Annotated in this window: 16 protein-coding genes; 1 reads left to right on the forward strand and 15 read right to left on the reverse strand. The window is 36.8% G+C overall.

The annotated features are described in order from the left end of the window. Nucleotides 1-17: 17 nt before the first annotated feature. The 5 genes from rpsR to apaG form a co-directional block, all read right to left on the reverse strand. Nucleotides 18-269 (reverse strand): 30S ribosomal protein S18, encoded by a 252-nt coding sequence (gene rpsR / locus CA2015_RS21455; RefSeq protein WP_048643752.1) that lies wholly within the window; start codon nucleotides 267-269, stop codon nucleotides 18-20. Beyond that, nucleotides 266-637: a 30S ribosomal protein S6 gene (gene rpsF, locus CA2015_RS21460; protein WP_048643753.1), complete on the reverse strand. Its 372-nt coding sequence runs from the start codon at nucleotides 635-637 to the stop codon at nucleotides 266-268. Before rpsF ends, rpsR begins: the two co-directional genes overlap by 4 nt. A gap of 79 nt (nucleotides 638-716) precedes the next feature. Beyond that, nucleotides 717-1,640 carry a hypothetical protein gene (locus CA2015_RS21465; RefSeq protein ID WP_048643754.1) on the reverse strand — a complete coding sequence of 308 codons (924 nt, stop codon included), beginning with the start codon at nucleotides 1,638-1,640 and terminating at the stop codon, nucleotides 717-719. Between the two features lie 564 nt (nucleotides 1,641-2,204). After that, the gene (locus CA2015_RS21470) at nucleotides 2,205-2,882 is read right to left on the reverse strand and encodes an O-methyltransferase (RefSeq protein ID WP_169786502.1); all 678 of its coding nucleotides are present in this window, start codon (nucleotides 2,880-2,882) and stop codon (nucleotides 2,205-2,207) included. 106 nt (nucleotides 2,883-2,988) lie between these two features. After that, entirely contained in the window at nucleotides 2,989-3,375 is a 387-nt protein-coding gene (gene apaG / locus CA2015_RS21475; RefSeq protein ID WP_048644680.1) for a Co2+/Mg2+ efflux protein ApaG, read from the reverse strand. Nucleotides 3,376-3,448: 73 nt separating this feature from the next. Here apaG and ung point away from each other — a divergent pair, with 73 nt between their 5' ends. Then, complete coding sequence (ung, locus tag CA2015_RS21480) at nucleotides 3,449-4,111, forward strand: uracil-DNA glycosylase (protein WP_048643756.1); 663 nt, start codon at nucleotides 3,449-3,451, stop codon at nucleotides 4,109-4,111. A 151-nt stretch (nucleotides 4,112-4,262) separates the two neighbouring features. On the opposite strand, the gene lepB is transcribed toward ung, so the two are convergent. The 10 genes from lepB to CA2015_RS21530 all read right to left on the reverse strand — a co-directional run bounded on the left by lepB (nucleotide 4,263) and on the right by CA2015_RS21530 (nucleotide 19,155). After that, nucleotides 4,263-5,339: a signal peptidase I gene (gene lepB / locus CA2015_RS21485; protein WP_048644681.1), complete on the reverse strand. Its 1,077-nt coding sequence runs from the start codon at nucleotides 5,337-5,339 to the stop codon at nucleotides 4,263-4,265. 10 nt (nucleotides 5,340-5,349) lie between these two features. Then, entirely contained in the window at nucleotides 5,350-6,075 is a 726-nt protein-coding gene (dapB, locus tag CA2015_RS21490) for a 4-hydroxy-tetrahydrodipicolinate reductase (RefSeq protein ID WP_048643757.1), read from the reverse strand. 1 nt (nucleotide 6,076) lies between these two features. Next, nucleotides 6,077-6,664: a DUF5683 domain-containing protein gene (locus CA2015_RS21495; protein WP_048643758.1), complete on the reverse strand. Its 588-nt coding sequence runs from the start codon at nucleotides 6,662-6,664 to the stop codon at nucleotides 6,077-6,079. 21 nt (nucleotides 6,665-6,685) lie between these two features. Next, a complete protein-coding gene (locus tag CA2015_RS21500; RefSeq protein WP_048643759.1) occupies nucleotides 6,686-7,609 on the reverse strand; it encodes a ParB/RepB/Spo0J family partition protein in 924 nt (307 codons plus the stop codon). Between the two features lie 13 nt (nucleotides 7,610-7,622). Continuing rightward, on the reverse strand, nucleotides 7,623-8,402 hold the full coding sequence (locus CA2015_RS21505) for a ParA family protein (RefSeq protein ID WP_048643760.1): 780 nt from the start codon (nucleotides 8,400-8,402) through the stop codon (nucleotides 7,623-7,625). 6 nt (nucleotides 8,403-8,408) lie between these two features. Next, a complete protein-coding gene (locus CA2015_RS21510; protein ID WP_205749785.1) occupies nucleotides 8,409-9,092 on the reverse strand; it encodes a metal-dependent hydrolase in 684 nt (227 codons plus the stop codon). A gap of 674 nt (nucleotides 9,093-9,766) precedes the next feature. Continuing rightward, nucleotides 9,767-11,590 (reverse strand): membrane protein insertase YidC, encoded by a 1,824-nt coding sequence (yidC, locus tag CA2015_RS21515; RefSeq protein ID WP_048643761.1) that lies wholly within the window; start codon nucleotides 11,588-11,590, stop codon nucleotides 9,767-9,769. A gap of 53 nt (nucleotides 11,591-11,643) precedes the next feature. After that, entirely contained in the window at nucleotides 11,644-13,266 is a 1,623-nt protein-coding gene (locus tag CA2015_RS21520) for a CTP synthase (RefSeq protein WP_048643762.1), read from the reverse strand. A 190-nt stretch (nucleotides 13,267-13,456) separates the two neighbouring features. Next, nucleotides 13,457-14,293 (reverse strand): fumarylacetoacetate hydrolase family protein, encoded by an 837-nt coding sequence (locus tag CA2015_RS21525; RefSeq protein WP_048643763.1) that lies wholly within the window; start codon nucleotides 14,291-14,293, stop codon nucleotides 13,457-13,459. A gap of 185 nt (nucleotides 14,294-14,478) precedes the next feature. After that, the gene (locus CA2015_RS21530; protein ID WP_048643764.1) at nucleotides 14,479-19,155 is read right to left on the reverse strand and encodes a malectin domain-containing carbohydrate-binding protein; all 4,677 of its coding nucleotides are present in this window, start codon (nucleotides 19,153-19,155) and stop codon (nucleotides 14,479-14,481) included. Between the last annotated feature and the right edge of the window lie 556 nt (nucleotides 19,156-19,711).

Raw genomic sequence — 19,711 nt, forward strand, 5'->3', positions numbered from 1 at the left:
GAAGGATTACAGACAGTCTATTTCAAGCCATCTGCTACGTAAGGCAATAATGCCAAATGTCTGGCTTTTTTAATAGCCTGAGCAACCTTTCTCTGAAATTTAGCAGAGTTACCTGTCAATCTTCTAGGAAGAATTTTACCTTGTTCGTTCACAAACTTAAGCAAAAAGTTAGGATCTTTGTAATCAATATACTTGATACCTAGCTTTTTAAATCTACAGTATTTTTTCCTGTTTTGCTCTCTGTTGATGGGTTCGTTTTTTAATGTCATTTTGCTGGCTCCTCCTTAGCTTCTGATTTTTTATTGAATTCACCTTTCCTTCTTCTCTCTGCATATACCAGGGAATGTTTGTCCATTACAGTAGTAAGAAATCTCAATACAGTTTCATCTCTTCTGAAATTGATCTCATACTTTTTAATTGCAGTTGGATCCACTTTGTATTCGACCATTACATAAAACCCAGTAGTTTTCTTTTGGATTGGATAAGCCAATTTTTTTAGACCCCAATTCTCAACGTTAACTATCTCTGCTCCCAATTCTTTTAACAAGCCTACGTACTTGTCAACGGTATCCTTCATCTGAACTTCAGACAAAACGGGAGTAAGTATGAATACCGTTTCATAATTTTTTTGGAACATTCTTTTTAATTTTTGTTTAATATTTTAAAACAGTCTGCAAAATTAAAAGAAATGAGCCAATAATCAAATGAATAGCCTGTTATTTTATTTCAAATGCACTCCTACCGATCTCTGCTCCGTCGGAAAAAATCTTCACACTATAGGTTCCCTTTTCATAATCTGAGCCTTTTTCGTAAAAATAGGTCAGTTGCTGACGTGTGTTATTGAAGACAAAATCTTGTTTAGAAGTATAAAAATGTTCTTTTCCATCCAATTCAAATGTTCCAGAACCTTTGGCTATGTCAAAAATGACCTGCTCATTGGGAGAAAGAACTTGTACATAAACATCCCTCATACCAGCTTCTGCTACCTTATTGTCCCCAATATTAAATGAGATTTTTAATCTTTCCAACTGTCTATTCCTGAATTCCCCTTCTCGTTCTCTTCCCCTTGAATTCACTGCTGCTACAACAATGTTTTCGGCCTTTAATCGGGAAGCAATACTGACTTTATTCTCCAGGTCTACCGTTTTGATATTAAGCTTAACTACCTCCTCCTCTATTTCAGACTTGGTTGTCTTCAATTCTTTGTTTTCGGAAAACAACTGAACATTTTGGGCTTTCAAACGAACTATATCGGCGTCCTTTTCCTCCAATAAGGTTAAATAACTATCTATTTGCGCATTTAATCTGGCAATGTCTTTGGCTGATCTGCTCTTATCTAGCTTCCTCTCCTTAATCAATTGTTCCTTAACTTTCACCAAGGCCTCAATATCTCCACCAAGACTGTCAATTTCTTTGATTCTAGAGGTCAACTCCTCTGTCATGGAGTCCAATCTAAAATTTAAATGGCTGTTCTCTTCCGATAACAGAAAGATTTCCTCACTTTTTTGTGACTTTTCACGGTGGTCATTCAGGAGTCGCCATCCACTAAGAAATACTAAAATTACCAGAACGATAATTAAAATATTTTTCCCCTTATCTACATTAATACTGCTTTTATCAATTTTTTCTCCTTGACTCATACTAATAATAACACTTTAATACTGTTTATTTCGTTTTGTCAGGACATGTAAATAGTGCCAACACTAACTCTACTACAATAACAATTATCAGACCAATTTTTTATTGTAAAAATTTTATAAAATCAACCAGCGAAAACAAATTTAGCAAATCCCTTCACTTCTGGCAATCTCAACAAGAAATTTAAGATTGTTATTAACGAAACATCAAAATAAACTAAATATTACGGTCCTAATTAGGATATAAAACTAAGTTGACTTCAGGATATCTATTAGTAGTTTTTATCGCTTCAAATTAGAAATAAGGGAAATTAAGGGTGTTTTTCTATTTCAAAAGCTTAAATAATGAGAAATAGTATCACCACCATATTCGTTTTTAATCTTTCAGTAGCTAGTTACAGATAGAGGCTAAATTATGAACCTTATCCTTATCGAAGCCATATATTATAAAGCTAAAAATTGGATTTAAACCATTTGAGAAATAATCTTTAGAAAGGGACCATTTTCGATTTACAAATAACCGGGGTTTCTAATGGTAACAAACTTAAAGAAAGGCGGAAATTTGTCTTACAAGGCAAGTATGTAATTTTCTTTATTTCCGTAATTATTAAAAAACAATACCCCACAATCAAAAAAGTCTATTGTACTGCTTACTGAAGGCATGTCTTTTATTTCTTCCCAGGCCTGTTTCATTTCCTTTGACCAATGTATGTCCCCGATTACAACAATGCTTTCCTTATGAATTTTAGGTGCTATTGCGTTAAAATAATCGAGAGTTGGCTGATACCTGTGGTTGGCATCAATCAATACAAAGTCCACCCATTCAATGCCCTCAAGAACTTTACCTAAGGTGTTATCAATATTACCTACAACCTTATTAACATTTGGACAAAAATTTAAATTTGCACCGGCTAAATGTGCCAAAGCAGGGTCTCCTTCGAAAGTATACAAATCTCCTTTTGTCACTGAAGACAAATAGGCCGTATTTATTCCTAAAGAAGTCCCCAAGTCCAAAACAGTATTGGCTGGTGTAAGCTTACATAGGAATTGAAACAGTAGGGAAGATTTTATAGGAGAAGTTGCGCTCTTGGCTATGGTGGCTACCTTTTGCTTTTCACCTTTGCTCCACCTGGATCCTGCTCCATAATCCTTCCTTAGGATCTGCTCTTTTGAGGATAAAAACTTTTTTCTTTGCAGTTCAATTTCCTTTTTACCCTTTTTATTGTTTGTTAAAAAAGCCTTCAAATCTTGGTAAAGTTTGAAAAAATAAGGAGAATGGATACTATGCTGGTCCTCTTTGTATAAAAAGTAAAGAAAGTATTCCCAGAAATGGAATAACATTATAGTCTAATCAATTATTGAAAATATTGGCGATAAGTTGAAACTCTGGAATGGTTACAGTTAATAATTTTCCATCATTAAGCTTTTCCACATAAAATTCACCCATCATTTTACCCATTCCAGACCGGATGGTACATCCTGAAAGATAAGTATGGACATTCCCTGGTTCTAAAACAGGTTGCTGACCGACTACTCCCTCCCCTTCCACAAGTTTGACAGTTTCTGCTGCATCATGAATTTCCCACTTTCTTCTAAGCAGTTGTATGGTAAAAGGGTTGCAGTTTTTGATGGTAACCTTGTAGGTAAATACATAATGGTGCAAACTAGGATTAGAAAACTCCTTTTGGTAGGTCGCTTCAACACTAATCTTAACACCTTCTGTAGTTGCAGTTACCATTTTGTTTTTATTAATACAAAACTTATCCGAAATTTGATTTATTGAGTCAAATATACCAATAGAAAACTTATTAATGAATGTCAAAATAGAAAATAGTTGGAAACAATTGCTAGGGAATGAATTTAACAAGCCTTACTTTGCTGCATTGGCAAGCTTTGTAAAAGCTGAATATGAAACAAAAACAATCTACCCAAAAGCCAATTCAATATTTAAAGCTTTTGAATTGTGTCCTGTAGACAAAGTAAAGGTTGTGATTTTAGGCCAAGACCCCTATCATGGAGAAAATCAAGCACATGGACTGTCTTTTTCTGTAAAGGAAGGCGTACCCATTCCTCCTTCACTTAAGAATATTTTTAAAGAATTAAAAAGCGACCTTGACTTACCTTTCCCATCTGACGGAAACTTAGAAAGATGGGCCAAGCAAGGTGTTCTCTTACTAAACGCTACCCTTACAGTAGAAGCACACAAAGCCGGAAGTCACCAGAAAAAAGGTTGGGAGACATTTACCAGCGCAGTCATAGAGAAACTTGCTTCCAAAAAGTCTAACTTGGTTTTTCTTCTTTGGGGGGCTTATGCACAGAAAAAGGCTACTGTAATTCATTCGGACAAGCACTTAAAGCTACAATCACCACATCCAAGTCCCCTTTCGGCTCATCGAGGCTTTTTAGGATGCCAACATTTTAGCCAAGCCAATGCTTATTTAGAAGCCCATGGCAAGCCAGCAATAAAATGGTGAAGGTTTAATAAGTTCTATTAAAAACACCGAAAATGGACAGTTACAGCAATTCACTGTTCTTAAACCAATAACCCCAGATTAAGTACTAATCTGGGGTTATTGGTTAAAAGTCTATCCCTCATTGAAAGCAATTTAGGACTCAAACTTGTGATTAATCGATGGACTTAAAGAATCTATCCCACCTAATCTTATTAAACATAGACTTGTGTTTTTCTAAGGATAGCCATAAGAACCATGCCTTACCCACTACATGATCTTCAGGCACAAAACCCCAAAACCTAGAATCCAGTGAATCATGTCTATTGTCCCCCATCATGAAATAATAATTTTGTTTGAAGGTATAGGATTCTTGTTCCACACCATCTATAAACAATTTATTGTCTTCCACTGTAACACTTTCATGGCCTTCATATTTCTCAATCGTGAAAGAGTACCTTCTTACATTGTCTTCAGTAAGTGCGATTGTTTGCCCTTTGGCAGGTACCTCTAATGGACCGAAATTATCTTTATTCCACTTATAATAGGTTCCATCAGGGAAAATATTAGAATCCCCTTGACCTGGTTTACTAATTCTCTTTTGAATGGACGAAATGGCGGGTGATTTTTCAAGTTCCTTTATCATTTCATCAGTTGCAAAGACAAAGTAGCCGGAGTTATCAGAAAAAGGATAATAACTATCCGGATTAATACCATACCGATCAAAGAACTCGTCGTTTAGAGGCCTATTGACGATGACGTCATAGGAAAACTGCATTTCTTCAGGGTTTTCACTAGGTTGGCCATTTACATACAATTGAGCCTCTTTAATTTCCAGAACATCGCCAGGAATTGCAATTGCCCGTTTTATATAGTTGGTTTTTAAATCAACAGGATATTGAAATTCTTCAGGGAAATTAAAGACCACTACATCATTTCTTTTAATAGAAGTAAACCCAGGAAGTCTATAGTAAGGCAATTGAATAGCCTCTGAATAGGACTTTAGGTCCGTTCCCCAAATTTTCTGATGGGTCAATGGAACCTGGAGGATGGTTTTGGGTACCCTAGTTCCATAATGCATCTTACTTACAAATAGAAAGTCACCTACTAAAAGGGATTTTTCCATAGAGGCAGTAGGAATGGTAAAAGGTTCCAATAATAACCACCTTATCAAACTGGCTGCAATGACTGCAAAAAGCAATGCATCTATCCATTCTCTGGAGGCTGATTTTTTGTTTTTTTCTTGATTCATTTTTGTGTAGTTAAAAATCCAAAAAATCATTCATTGATAAAACTCCCTTTTTACCAGGCAGCCATTCGGCCACCAAAACTGCTCCAAGGGCAAAACCCTTTCTATTGTGAGCGGTATGGTTAATGGTAATGTCATCAATTTCAGATTTATAAGACACAATATGTGTCCCTGGAGCAGGGTCTATTCTTTTGGAGGTGATAGGTAAAGTTCTTTCTTTTGGTTGAGTGCTATCACTTTGTAACTCCCAATCAGTATACCTATGGTTATTGTCAATTAGTCCTTCAGCCAAGGTAATGGCCGTACCACTAGGAGCGTCTTTTTTCTCTGTATGGTGTATTTCCTCAAGAGTTGCCTTGTAGGCCTCTTGGTCATTCATTAGTTTAGCAAGAAAAGCATTGACTTTAAAAAATATATTTACGCCTATGCTAAAATTTGAACTGTAAAAAAGAGCCCCATCCTTCTGTTTACAAAGGTTAGTTACTCCATCCTTGTCATCCATCCAACCTGTAGTACCTACAACGACAGGAACGCCATGTTGCATGCACCAGGTAATGTTTCCAACTGCTGAACTCGGCTGACTAAATTCGATAGCTACATCTATTTCATTTGTGTCCAAATGATCTAAGTCTGCAACATTTTCAATATTAATTTTGGCGACTATGCGATGGCCTCTTTCTTCGGCCATTTGGGAAATAATTTTTCCCATTTTACCATATCCTAATATCAGAATATTCATATTAAAATTTAATTTTAAATGAAAGCCCTATTGCACTGTTATTGGCTAATAAAGGCTCCATACTTGGTTCAAGTTTAAAGGTAAGGTCATCGCTAACGTCAAATCCTGAAAGGTGTGCGTCTACAAAAGCATCTACCGCTCCCAAAGCATATATTGCTCCAAAAACCATATACATTGCATCCCTATTTCTTCTCCAGTATTCGACGTTTCTAATGATTCCATCCTCATTTAAATTTGGAAAGGGATTGGCCTCAGTTCCTTCTCTAACGATATCAAGTGCTACGATAAACTCCTTGTACCTTCTATTATTAAAATTCAAAAAATACACAGCTGCCGAAACACCACTGTAAAGTAAAGGTAATTTCCAGACTTTTTCATTATAAACCTGGCCTGCTCCGGGAAACATTAGGGCCAAATAGATCGCTTTTTTAGGATTTTTAACATTTGTAGGTGCCTCATTTCCTATACTATCAGTTAGGGACGCGTTAAAATCCTCTTCTTGAGCAATACTTGAATGCACAAAAAAAAGGCATAACAGTCCTAAAGCAAGGCGCATAAGCTTTGGTTGGAGACTAGTTTTATCTGCCATAAAGAAATCCCGGCATTTCACTTATATCAATTCAAGAATTTCAAGAATCCTGTTAAGGTCACTGGTTGAATGAAAAGGAATTTTGATTTCGCCTTTATCTTTTTTATCAGATTTCAACGAAACTTTGGTTCCAAAATGGGAAGCTAATTTTTGTTGAAGCTTATTTATCTCATATTTTTTTACGGGATCAAGGCTTTCAGACTCCTTGGTGGGCTTTTGAGGGGCACCATCATTGAGCTCCTTTACAAGGGCTTCTACCTTACGAACACTTAACTCCTCCTCAATGGTTTTTTTGAAAATAGCCAGTTGCTTGTCTACATCTTCTATATTGATCAATGCTCTGGCATGCCCCATGCTTATTTTTTGATCCCTTATACCAGCCTGAATATCTGGCGGTAATTTTAATAAGCGAAGGTAATTGTTGACTGTGGTACGGTTTTTACCTACCCTATCACCCAATTGCTCCTGCTTGAGGTCACATTCGGCCAAAAGTCTTTGGTAAGAATGGGCAATTTCAAGGGCATTAAGGTTTTCTCTTTGAATGTTTTCGATCAGGGCCATTTCCAGCATTTGCTGGTCATTGGCTGTCCGAATATAGGCAGGAATCATCTCTAGCCCAGCTAATTTGGACGCTTGAAACCTTCTTTCACCTGATATTAATTGGTACTCATTATCAGCAAGCCTTCTTACCGTAATCGGCTGAATAATACCCTGAACTCTGATAGATTCTGCTAGTTCTTCCAGCGCTGTTTTATCAAAATGTGTTCTGGGTTGGTAGGGGTTAACTTGTACATCTGACAATGAAATTTCAAAAATCCCTGCAACAGGCATTTTATCTTCTTCAGCTTCAGTACTTTTATCCTTCTGAGGAGAATCTTTTAATAATGCTCCTAATCCTTTCCCTAAAGCTCCTCTTTTTTTACTATTTGTTTTATTGACAGCCATTGTTCTATTTTATTCAATTTTCTTTTGCCAATCCATTTTTAGTGGCAATTTCATTGGCCAAATTCAAGTAGGCTACGGCCCCTTTACCGGTTGCATCAAAAGCGACAACTGGCATACCAAAACTTGGTGATTCACTCAGTTTCACATTCCTAGGAATGATCGTATCGAAAGTCATGTCTTTGAAATGCATACGGACTTCTTCTACTACTTGATTGGATAGTCTTAATCTAACGTCATACATGGTTAATAGTATGCCTTCTATCTCAAGTTCTGGATTCAATCTGGTTTGAATAATCTTTATGGTATTTAATAGCTTACCCAATCCTTCAAGTGCGAAATATTCACACTGCACGGGAATGACCACCGAATTGGCAGCAGTAAGCGCATTAATTGTTATTAAACCAAGAGATGGTGAACAGTCAATGATAATAAAATCATATCGATCCCTGATTTCCTGAATAACCCCACGCATCTTTTCCTCTCTATCTTCCAGGTTAACCATTTCTACTTCCGCACCTACAAGATCTATATGTGAAGGTACCAAGTCCAAATGATCAATTTCAGTCGAAATAATGATTTCATTGATATCATTTTCATTTACCATGCATTCGTAAATACTTATCTCTATTTCCTTAGGATCAAAGCCCAGGCCAGATGTAGTATTGGCTTGAGGATCTGCGTCGATCACCAAGGTTTTGTACTCCAACACAGCTAAACTGGCTGCTAGGTTCATGGCAGTAGTGGTTTTCCCTACTCCTCCTTTTTGATTAGCTATTGCGATTACTTTTCCCATTGTCTTTTATAGCGAAATACTTTCTCCTATGTTTAGCAAAATCAATTCTTTCCCACGGCCCACTGCTTCAGTTTTTGCTGCTTCTTTATTTATTTCAATTGGTTCAAATGTATCATAGTGCATGCCTATAATTTTATCCGTCCCCACAAATTCAGCAGCTTTCAATGCATCCGTAATACCTATGGTAAAGTTATCCCCAATTGGTAAAATTGCAAAATCAATGTCAAAGGATTCTCCAATTAATTTCATGTCGTAACTTAAGGTGGTATCACCGGCATAATAAAAGGTGCCTTGATCTGAAGCCACTACGAAACCTCCGGGATTCCCCCCATAAGATCCATCCGGAAGTGAACTACTGTACACTGCATTGACATATTTCACCGTCCCAAAATCAAAATCCTTGGCACCTCCATGATTCATACCAAACACCTTCTTAATCCCTCTGTTTTTAAACCAGGTGACGATCTCAAAATTAGACACCAAAGTGGCTTCATTGTTATTTACAATCCTTTCAACGTCAAATACATGGTATTCATGTCCATGGCTAACCAATACAAAGTCAGTGGTAATCTTATCGATTTCTATGTCAGAGGCTAGTGGATTTGGTGAAATAAAAGGGTCAAATAAAATCGTTTTATCTCCTAAATCCACCAAGAAAGTCGAATGACCAAAATACTTCAGTTCAATCATAGATTATTTTGAATTTCGATTTTTCATGCGATTACAAATATATCATTTTAATCCGAACTATGGCCAGCATGATTCCTTGATCCGTCAGTTTAAAAACCCAAACCTGAAAAATATTCACTTGGGGACAAAGAACAATAGTTGGACTTTTTTTACTTTTTCAAATCAATTGTTTGTTAATACCACCTGCTAAACCCCTGATAACGTTATGATTTATCATAACTACTTAATTTTTATTCAAGCTAAAAAATGAATTGTTTTTCACTACATATGCCAATGATTATCTGATTTCCAATTTTACAATTATTGTTTATTTATAGAGGCAAGCCACCTAATGACAGCTATGCCAATAATAAGATTTCTATCAGCGACAATTAAATTAAGCAGTACTTCGAAATATTAAAACAACCTACATTCAATAGCTATAAATTTAACCCGAAATATGCAATAGACAATCTATTACGTGCTGAAATCGCTTTAAAATCAATCACTAATAACCCTATTCTCAAATCCGAGATAAATTATTTTCACAGGAAAAGCATTCCGAGCGGTATGAGCCATTAATGGATAAAAAAAAGGCATGGAATCATCCATGCCTTTTCTCTCAAAATAGTAAGTAAACAATCAATTATGAATTCTATTATCTATTCCAAGTTTAGTATAAAAGGGAAGAAAAATTACTTTCCTTTACCTTTTCTCTTTTTAGTTTCAGTTTTGTTATTCTCTGAAGCCTTCATGGCTTGTTCAATTTTCATTTGAAACTTAGATTTCTTCTTATTCGCATTTTTAAGCTTGCTTTCTTCCACTTTGGCTCTGATTTTATCATCATCGACAAATTGTTTGATCAAATACTGCTGACCGAAAGTCACCATATTAGACACGAAATAATAGAAACTAAGTGCAGCAGGGAATGAGTTTAAAACAAACATAAACACCACTGGCATAACATAACCTATATTTTTCATCGGCCCTTGGGCGGTAGTCAATTGGTTATTGAAATGAGTGTAAGCAATTTGAGACACTGTCATTAGCAGTGTAAACAAACTCACATGATCCCCATAAAATGGAATCGTAAAGGGAAGGTTTAAAATAGAGTCATAAGTTGACAAATCATGCGCCCAAAGGAAGGACTCTTGCCTCAATTCAATTGAATTAGGGAAGAAAAAGAACATGGCCAATAAGAAAGGCATCTGAAGCACCATAGGCAGACAACCTGAAATTGGGCTTACACCAAGTTGGCTGAACAGTTTCATCTGTTCTTGCTGCATCTTGGTTTGGTCTTCTCCGTACTTTTCTTTTAACTCATCTATTTCCGGTTTAATCACCCTCATCTTAGCCATTCCAATGTAAGACTTGTAAGTCAAAGGCAAAAGGAACAATTTGATAATGAAGACAATCAATATTATTATCACACCATAATTGTCAAAGAAATTTTCCAACCAGTGGAACAAATTGACAATAATGTATTTATTGACCCAACTCACAAAAATATACCCCATGTCCACATTCTTATCGAACTCAGGGGTTACATTTTTTAGAATTTTATAATTGTTCGGTCCAAAATAATAACTTACCTCTCCGTTTATAGGAAGCAATAAGGTGGCAGACATGTTCTTAACAAAAGAGGAATCCAAAGGAGTCTCTTGCGCCAGGTTACCACTGTTAAACTGGTTTTTAGCAATAATTCCGGTAGTGAAAAACCGTTGTTTGAAGGCAACCCATTTCAAAGGCTCTCCTATCTGTTCTGCATCATCTCCTTCTCCAGTGGACAAGTAATCGTAAGTTTCATCTGCAGTATAGAAATTCATATAGGTTTTCCTTCTGGATTCACCCATATCTTCTTCTAGCCTTTGGAGTTCACTCTGCCAGTTAATTGTCAATACATCATCACTGATTAAGCTTTCCAGTCCAGCTCCTTGGATTTTATGAGAGAGCTCATACCCAGTAGGAGGCAGCTGATATTTTCTAACAATACTTCCAGACCCTGCAATGGCTGTAAAGGTGACAGTACTAACTTGTACTCCATCTACTGCTTCACTAGATTCTTTCACTACAAAATAAAGGTCATTCAAACTCAAATTACCTTGAGTAGAATTAATTTTATAATCTAATTTTCCAGTTTCGCTATCAAATAAGATTAAAGGTTTTTGGTCATAAGTTTTAAAACCTTTAACCTCTACTTTTTGAATTTCTCCACCTTTGTTGGAAAGCGTAATTTTTATATTTTCATTCTCCAATACAGTGGCAGTTTCCTGTCCTTTAACAAGGTCAGAAAAATCACCATACTTTTGCTTTGCAGCCAAATTACTTAGGCTATCATTAATTGCATTGTCAACCTGCCCAAGGTCCTGATCCGTCTCGATCGCATTGGATTGTACCTGAGTACTACCATTGGTTGTTTGAGGTTCGATAACTGGTTGTGGATCACTCGCAAAAAAGAGCGAATAAACCAAAATTACCGCTGCGAAAAGAATGAGTCCTGTCGCTTGATTTTTATCCATAATTCAATCGGTTGTTTAATACAGGTTTAATTACCTGTCACTAAATAATTATTTTACGATTTATTCCTTTTATTGTCACTTACCGCTTTGATAAACCTCACAAATAGAGGATGAGGGTTCAGGACAGTACTTTTATATTCAGGGTGAAATTGTGTTCCTACAAACCAAGGATGGTCTTTCAACTCAATAATCTCCACCAAACCCTTGTCAGGATTTTTTCCTGTAGCTATCATCCCATGCTCTTCAAAAACCTTAAGGTATTTGTTATTGAACTCATACCTGTGTCTATGTCTTTCTGTGATTTTTGATTTGCCATAAGCAGTATATGCTTTGGAACCTTTTTTCATTTCACATGGATAAGCCCCAAGTCGCATTGTTCCTCCCATTTGCTTCACCCCTTTTTGTTCTTCCATAAGGAAAATAACAGGGTCTTTGCAATCCGGATCCGATTCGGTAGACGAAGCATCTTTCAAACCCAAGACATTTCTTGCGAACTCAATAACAGCAACCTGCATTCCCAAGCAAATGCCAAAGAAGGGAATTAAATTTTCTCTGGCGTATTCAGTTGCTATAAGTTTACCTTCCAAGCCTCTCACTCCAAACCCTGGAGCGACAAGAACCCCGTCTATGAATTCCAGCTTTTTAGCAATATTCCCTTCATTTAATTCTTCAGAAGATACCAGGTGAAGGTTTACTTTACACTCCAAGGAGGTACCTGCATGAATAAAGGATTCAATGATGGACTTATAAGCATCGGGTAGTGAAACATATTTCCCTATAAGGGCTATATCCACCTCCATGGTAGGATTTTTGAGCTTACCCAAAAATTCTTTCCACTGCTCAAGTTCGGTATTTGTTTTGGATGTGATTTTCAACTTGGTCATCACCCGCTCATCAAGTCGTTCCTTCTTCATCAGTAAAGGAACATCGTAGATTGAATCGGCATCCATTGCTTCTATCACACAGTTCAATTGAACGTTGCAAAATTGAGCAATTTTCTTTTTTACATCAACTGGTAGGTGGTGCTCTGTTCTACAAACCAAAATATCTGGTTGAACTCCAGCTTCTAACAGTTGTTTGACAGAATGTTGGGTAGGTTTGGTTTTTAGCTCTTTTGCTGCAGATAAGAAAGGAATCAATGTTAGGTGAATCACCAAAAAATTATTGGGACCTAAGTCCCACCTTGCTTGCCTCACTGCTTCAACAAATGGTAAAGATTCAATATCTCCAACACAGCCACCTATTTCAGTAATAATTACATCATACTTGCCCTCACTTCCTAGTTTATAAAAATTGTTTTTAATCTCATCAGTGATATGAGGAATTACTTGAACAGTCTTACCTAAGTATTCTCCTTTTCTTTCTTTGGTAATAACGTTATTATAAATCCTCCCTGTGGTAACATTGTTACCCTGAGAAGTGGTCGCATTTAGAAACCTTTCATAATGGCCAAGATCTAAGTCCGTTTCTGCACCGTCTTCGGTGACATAGCACTCCCCATGCTCATAGGGGTTCAACGTTCCCGGATCAATGTTCAGATAAGGATCAAATTTTTGGATGGTAACCGAAATACCCCTTGATTGAAGGAGCTTAGCTAGCGATGCCGCTATAATTCCTTTTCCAAGTGAGGAGGTAACTCCTCCGGTGATAAAGATGTGTTTTGTAGACGCAGCCATAAGAATGGTTATATGAAATTTTGTTTATATTCTTATGGGATTCAAAATTAGGTAAAATAATTGACTTGAAGGCCTAGAATTAAGTTAAAATTATGATTTGAAAATCTATTTGATTTATGGGTAGGATTAACTAGCGCACTAGTAATGCTTTAGCTTTACTAGTTATAAAAACAGAAAGTTTAATGTTTTATTATTCCACAGTGTTTATTAAGGTCCCTATACCGTTAATATGAATCTTAACCACATCACGAGATGCCAATGTAAAATCACTACCCGGCACAATACCCGTACCTGTCATCAAAAAAGAACCTACAGGAAAGCTGTATTCAGCATATAGAAAGGTGATCAATTCAGCAAAATCTCTTTTGATCTGATCAATGGTGATAGCATCACTAAAGATCAAATTGCTGTCTCTGATTACTTCTAACTTAATCTCTGTATCCTTTGCCAATGTTTTTTCTGTAAGTAAGATACATGGCCCCAACGCGGCACTTCCATTGTACACTTTTGCCTGTGGAAGGTATAAAGGATTTTCTCCCTCAATACTTCTTGAGCTCATGTCATTTCCAATGGTATATCCTAATATTTTGCCAGAAGAACTTACCAATAAGGTCAACTCAGGTTCTGGCACATCCCAAGTTGAATCCTTCCTGATCCTTACTTTCTCTAAATGTCCTTTTACTCTCGGCCCTGTGGATTTCATAAACAACTCAGGACGCTCAGCATTGTATACCTTTTCATAAAAGGTACCCCCACCACTGTCCTTGGATTCTTCCTGTCTACCTAATTTGCTCTTAAAGTAGGTTACTCCACTCGCCCATACTTCTTGATTCCCTACCGGTGCCAACAGACCTTCATTGATCCATACATGGCCATCCTCCGATGGTGCTGTTGTTTCAACAATCCCCTCCAGCTTTTTGTACAAATTGTCGTCATTGATAAACTCATCCCAATTTTCATTAGGCTGGGTGTACAATTGATTGTTTTTCTCAACAACTATACCTTTTATAGTTCTGTAGATTTTCATAATAAACAAACTTAAAATATGTCTGGTAAAAAAGCGAATTAAATTTGATTAAAGCTAGTTTTCATAAACACATAAATGGCAATTATCATGAATGGATAGAATACTTTTGAATGTTTTTGACTTTTCAATCAAAAGGCTCCCTGAAATAGTATCAGGGAGCCTTTTATGATTGATAAATCCTTTGCTTATGGATTGACGATTAGTCTTTGTTTATTGATCACAGTTTGTTCGTTGCTAATGCTTACCAGGTACATTCCTTGAGTAAGGTTGTTTAGTGGGATATTGAATTGGTTGTTTTCAGTTTTGATGCTGGCCAAGTCAAAGTGGCTCACCAACTGACCGTTCATGTTGTGGATAAGTACTCTTCCTCTTTCGATTTCAGCGTTGATTTCCAAAGTAGCTCTTTCCTTGGCAGGATTAGGGAAGATACGAATCTCTTCTTTTGCAACAGTTTCAGTGTACACATCCATTTCCTTGTAACCCCTGCTGTACATTTCTTTGTATCCTCTGTTGAAGGAGTTTTGAGATGTTCTTAGGTTAGCGGCGATGTTTCCTCCTTTGGCAGCGCTTCCTATGATGGCAATGCCAGAGATGCTTGCATTATTCACTTTGGCGTTCATTTCCAATACCAGTTTACCATCAGTCACTTCGATGTTTTCAAAAGAAAGCAAGGTTGGTGCATTGTTGTTTTCAACAAAAAGGTCAAAATCACTTTTTAATACCTTGCCCTGAAGAGAGATGTCATAAACCCTTTTTCCAGCTTGAGCAGCACTACCGGCATGTCCAAACCACAATTCATGGTGCATGGTGAACACGGTGTAAGTTCCATTAGGTACAGGAATGGTATAGGTCAAGTTTTTACCGCTTCTTTCTGATTGGAAAAGTTCATCTACAGCGATTTTATTGTTTTCATAGCTGTTGGTTCCCTCATTGTAAAACCTTTCAGTATTGGATTCCGCCAGGTAAGTGATGCCATTCAATGTTGCGTCTGACTTGTCACCAGTATTTAAAAAGAAAAGATGTTCTGAACCAGGTGTCTGAATAACCTCATCAATTTCTTCGATAATAGATATTCCGGAGATAGAGGCATTGTTGGCGCTAGCGATCAATTTCAAGTCTAAAACGCCATCTACTACCTGTACCCCTTCAAAAGTAAGGACGGTCTCTTGGTTGTTGTTGTAAGAATAGATATCAAAATTGTCCATGACCACATTGCCTTCCAAAAGAATGTCAAATACCCTTCTTCCTGCTCTTGCAGCAGATCCACCTTTTCCGAAGTACAACTCATTGTGGTAAGTTTTCACTGTGTAAGTTCCATTTTCAACAGGTACTAAGAAATCCAATGTAGAAGCATACCTTTCAGACTGGAAGATTTTTTCGCTGCTGGCATTTGTATTGGTAGACGTATTAGATTTAGATGAGGTAATGAATTCACTTGCTGATACGTGAACATTGTTCTGGAAGGTAATGGCCTCCTTAGCAGTTGTGTTAAGGTGTATGGCAGCTCCTTCTGTTTTAGGTGTTTCTGCTGGAGTTTCTACAAGCACTTCTACAGGAGTTTCTTCAACGACTACCTCTGTCACTGGCACAATAGCGATTCCAGAGATCAGGCTGTTGTTTGAAGAAGCAGTAAGCTCCAGATCAAGTATTCCGTCAGTTACCTCGATGGTGTTAAAAGTAAGAGTAGTTTCCTGATTTTTGTTTTCAAGGAAAATATCAAAGTTTTTCTTAACCACATTTCCTTCAATTGAGATATCAAATACCCTTAGTCCGGCTCTTTCATATTTACCATCGTTTCCAAAATACATTTCGTTGTGATATGTTTTGATGGTGTAAGTGCCTTTTTCTAAAGGGATTTCAAACTTGAGGTTTTTGTTGAACATTTCAGTCTGGAAAAGAACTTCATCACTTCCTGATACCTTGGTAGCTACATTCACCCCAGATGATTTGATGTATTCCTTGTTGATAGCTACGAATTGCTGTCCTTCGTAATTCACAGTACCATTGTAGCCTACGTGGTAATAAGTTCCTTCCAATATGTCATTAGCTACATTTTCAACAGGTTTGCTTTCGATAACTTCTACCACTTTGTTTTTAGCAGTAAACTCTATTTCAGAAGAAGTACTTACATTTCCTTCTTTGTCAGTGACAGAAGCCCACACATAGTTTCCACCAGCAGGAATTTCTTCAATAACAGCCTGGTAAGGTAGTTCTTCACAAGAACCTACCAATTTCAAACCACAATAGAAATCTACTTTTTCGATGTTGTTGTCCAGATTCGTAATCTCACTGCTCAATGTTACTTTATCGCCTTCGGTGAGCTGAGTGATGTCTTCTTTGATAGCCAATTGAATTTCAGGTGTTTTGATGAGCTCAGGTTTTTCTTCTATCTCAGCTCCTTTAGCCACACGGATCAACACCACAGAACCATAAGCAGGAATAGTAACCTGTCCGGAGAATTTCTCCAACTTGGCATTTACATACTCACCAGACAAGGCAATAGTTTTGCTACTTTTTGTAGGGTTGTATTCAAATACGATTTCTTCTTCAGGGTTAATAAATGAAGCTTCAACTTCAACAAACTCCAAGTCATCCATCCAATAGGTGAAGTTATCCTCCGTAGAAGTGATCAAAAGGGATACATCATTAACATCTGCATAGGGAGAAACAAGTACCTCATAACCATCAAGGCTGGTATTTACTTCCAACGTGGTCATGGCAGATAATTTTTCCCAAGGGCTACCGGTGTACCTTAAGTAAGTCGAAATGTTTCCCACTTTATTAGCCAAGGCATTGAATTTTAATAAGTAAGTTTTGTCCTTCTTCAATCCTCCCAAGACTATTTTAACTGCACTGGATCCAGAACCGCTAACTTTAAGTGCTCCACCATTTGTCTTACTATTTGACTCCCACTGTTGTTTGCAATTACTACAGTAAACCCCACTCACATTTTGATCGAAAGAAGAATTGGCATAAAGACTAGAGCCAATTTTCTTTGTAATGGTATAAGTGGAAATTTCTACAGTATTACTTACAGAGTTTTTGTCTTTACCGAACTTGGCAGTCCATTGTTCCAGGTTGTCTATGGCTGCTTCTCTTTTTCCATTTCTTGTGTATTGATTTTCGATACTGAACTCATCACCAAGAGGTCTAAAAAAGTAGTTTTTATCAAAGCTACCAAGAGATTGCATGTCGTCTTTGTAAGTTTTGATGGAATAAGAATTTTGATCTGGGGTTTTTGAAAAGAACTGATTATTAACAACGTTAATGTCCCTTGTGTCTTCTCCGATAGCACTGTTTCCTAATGTTAACGAAGAATGAGAGTTGAAAAAAGTATTGCCTGAAACAAGGATATTGTTAGCATTGGACATTTTTAATCCAGAGTTTTCAGTGTTGCCAATGGTGTTGCCAATGATCTCAATGTTGTTGGAGTTATCATCAAGAAAGATGCCTTCAGCCAAAGGCTTGTAGTTAACCCCTTTGTCAGGAATACCACCTTTGCTTCCAATACTATTAACTACGATATTTCCTTCGATTTTACGGCCTTTATACCCTTGATATTGTACCCCGCCAAAGGTGTAAATTCCTCCACCGTCACCCTTTATCTGGCAAAAAGTATCTACAAAATTATTTTTGACAACTGAATAGTTTCCATTGAACTGGATGCCGTTGAAGCCTGAATTAATGATGGCATTGTTTTGAACCAATACATTTTCTCCATAGGCAAATATACCTATGCCTGCAGCATCTTCATTTTGTGTTCTCCCAGCGACCAACGCCGTCTTAGTTATTTCATTATCTCTAATTATAGCATTGTCATTACCATATCTTAGGTACATTGCATTGTTGTAAGTATTGCTGATTTTGTTTCTTTCTACCAACAAATCCAATACTTCTAATGCAAGGATACCATTCTCTCCAGAAAAATTGATTTCAGAATTCGTAATTTTGATGTTGTTTCCGCCTTCTAATTTGATGGCGTCTTTATTGGCTCCTTTAAAGTTGATGTTTTCAATAGAGATATTGACATCTCTGTAGTCCTTTATTAATAGGTTGTCTAAAGTACTTACTTCTACTTTCATAGAAGTAGGATTGCTGTTACCGAAGTAAACGTTTATTTTTTTAGTAGAAGGATTGAAATACCATTCTCCAAAGGTATCGAGGGTCTTGATGTGGTTCTGAATAAAAAAACCGTAATCTCTTTGAGCTGGATAAGCACTGATGTTTCCATTGTAACGAATCTGACTTCCGCTGTGGGAAGAGATTTGGTGAGTGTCAATTATCCATTGGTTTTTTTTGATGACTACCTCTCCACCATTCCAGTCAGGTGATCCACCTAGCTCACTACTTGAAAGAAGGTAGTTGCCACTTACATCTTCAATATTCAAATAACCTTCATTGGCAACATCACTATTGGGATACCTTCCCAACTCATGCGCCTCGCCGTTGATCAAAAGCACTTGAACGGTACTGGTACTGATGGATGAAGTACTTTCATAAATTCCGTTTCCTATAGACTTCCAACCACTCACGGTTTTCAAAGAAGTGATTACAGGCTTGGCTCCCGAACCGTAAGCCCCTACTTTGATAGGAGAGCTAGCAGAACCTGAGGCACTGATATGTAGTGTGCCATAAAAAGTTTCACCTCTATTGAACAAGATGGCATCTCCTGGCTTTAGGTAATTGAAAAGTGAATTGACCTTGTCAATAGATTTCCAAGGAGTAGCAGGGTTTTGAGCTTCAGCTAAAGACCGGTTGTCATTTCCTTTTTCATGGGAAACATAATAGTTAGCAGCAAAAACATTGGTAAGTGAGGCTGCCAAAACAATCAGAAAGGAAATGGAGAAAAGTAACGCTTTCATGGTGTTGTATTTTAAAGTTTATAATCTTATCGTTTTAGACATTCACCTCGGTATTTGAGGTGTTTGTTAATTTTGTCCTACTATTTTTGATTTATGAAGTCTGAAAACGGTATTTCAATTAAAAGAATCTTGTTTTTTGATTTTCATATATATCAAAATGAAATTCTAAATATGAATCTCATTTCAATAATAAACGGTATAAAATTCTTAAATACAAACTTTTCATTCCCAGAGAAAGCTGCGGAGAATGAAGCAGGAACTGAGTAATTTCAGTAGGTGAATTGATTATTGCTTTTGGAATTCTGAATTTTGTCGCTGATCTAAAAAAAAGGGGCAAAAAGTTTTTCTAAAAAAAAAATAACTTTTTTAAATATTTTCAATAAATGGCTGGACTTGGATGATTTAACTGAGTCATTTGATTGCAGACTTGCAGAAATCCAAGCGATAAAAGATTGATAAACAGGATTCGAAAGAAGAATAAAGCCGGAAAAGTAGCTGTAAAAAGGAAAGATTAACTTTATATAGGTGGTAAAAAGTTGAAAAAAACCAATTTCTA

Source organism: Cyclobacterium amurskyense, assembly GCF_001050135.1.
Taxonomy (GTDB): Bacteria; Bacteroidota; Bacteroidia; order Cytophagales; family Cyclobacteriaceae; genus Cyclobacterium; species Cyclobacterium amurskyense.

Bases quoted from the DNA above. Each gene is read 5' to 3' on its own strand.
- ung (WP_048643756.1), top strand. From the start codon at position 3,449: ATGAATGTCAAAATAGAAAATAGTTGGAAACAATTGCTAGGGAATGAA.
- rpsF (WP_048643753.1), bottom strand. From the start codon at position 637: ATGTTCCAAAAAAATTATGAAACGGTATTCATACTTACTCCCGTTTTG.
- CA2015_RS21530 (WP_048643764.1), bottom strand. From the start codon at position 19,155: ATGAAAGCGTTACTTTTCTCCATTTCCTTTCTGATTGTTTTGGCAGCC.
- apaG (WP_048644680.1), bottom strand. From the start codon at position 3,375: ATGGTAACTGCAACTACAGAAGGTGTTAAGATTAGTGTTGAAGCGACC.
- CA2015_RS21525 (WP_048643763.1), bottom strand. From the start codon at position 14,293: ATGAAAATCTACAGAACTATAAAAGGTATAGTTGTTGAGAAAAACAAT.
- CA2015_RS21495 (WP_048643758.1), bottom strand. From the start codon at position 6,664: ATGGCAGATAAAACTAGTCTCCAACCAAAGCTTATGCGCCTTGCTTTA.
- rpsR (WP_048643752.1), bottom strand. From the start codon at position 269: ATGACATTAAAAAACGAACCCATCAACAGAGAGCAAAACAGGAAAAAA.
- CA2015_RS21520 (WP_048643762.1), bottom strand. From the start codon at position 13,266: ATGGCTGCGTCTACAAAACACATCTTTATCACCGGAGGAGTTACCTCC.
- dapB (WP_048643757.1), bottom strand. From the start codon at position 6,075: ATGAATATTCTGATATTAGGATATGGTAAAATGGGAAAAATTATTTCC.
- yidC (WP_048643761.1), bottom strand. From the start codon at position 11,590: ATGGATAAAAATCAAGCGACAGGACTCATTCTTTTCGCAGCGGTAATT.
- CA2015_RS21500 (WP_048643759.1), bottom strand. From the start codon at position 7,609: ATGGCTGTCAATAAAACAAATAGTAAAAAAAGAGGAGCTTTAGGGAAA.
- lepB (WP_048644681.1), bottom strand. From the start codon at position 5,339: ATGAATCAAGAAAAAAACAAAAAATCAGCCTCCAGAGAATGGATAGAT.
- CA2015_RS21510 (WP_205749785.1), bottom strand. From the start codon at position 9,092: ATGATTGAACTGAAGTATTTTGGTCATTCGACTTTCTTGGTGGATTTA.
- CA2015_RS21465 (WP_048643754.1), bottom strand. From the start codon at position 1,640: ATGAGTCAAGGAGAAAAAATTGATAAAAGCAGTATTAATGTAGATAAG.
- CA2015_RS21505 (WP_048643760.1), bottom strand. From the start codon at position 8,402: ATGGGAAAAGTAATCGCAATAGCTAATCAAAAAGGAGGAGTAGGGAAA.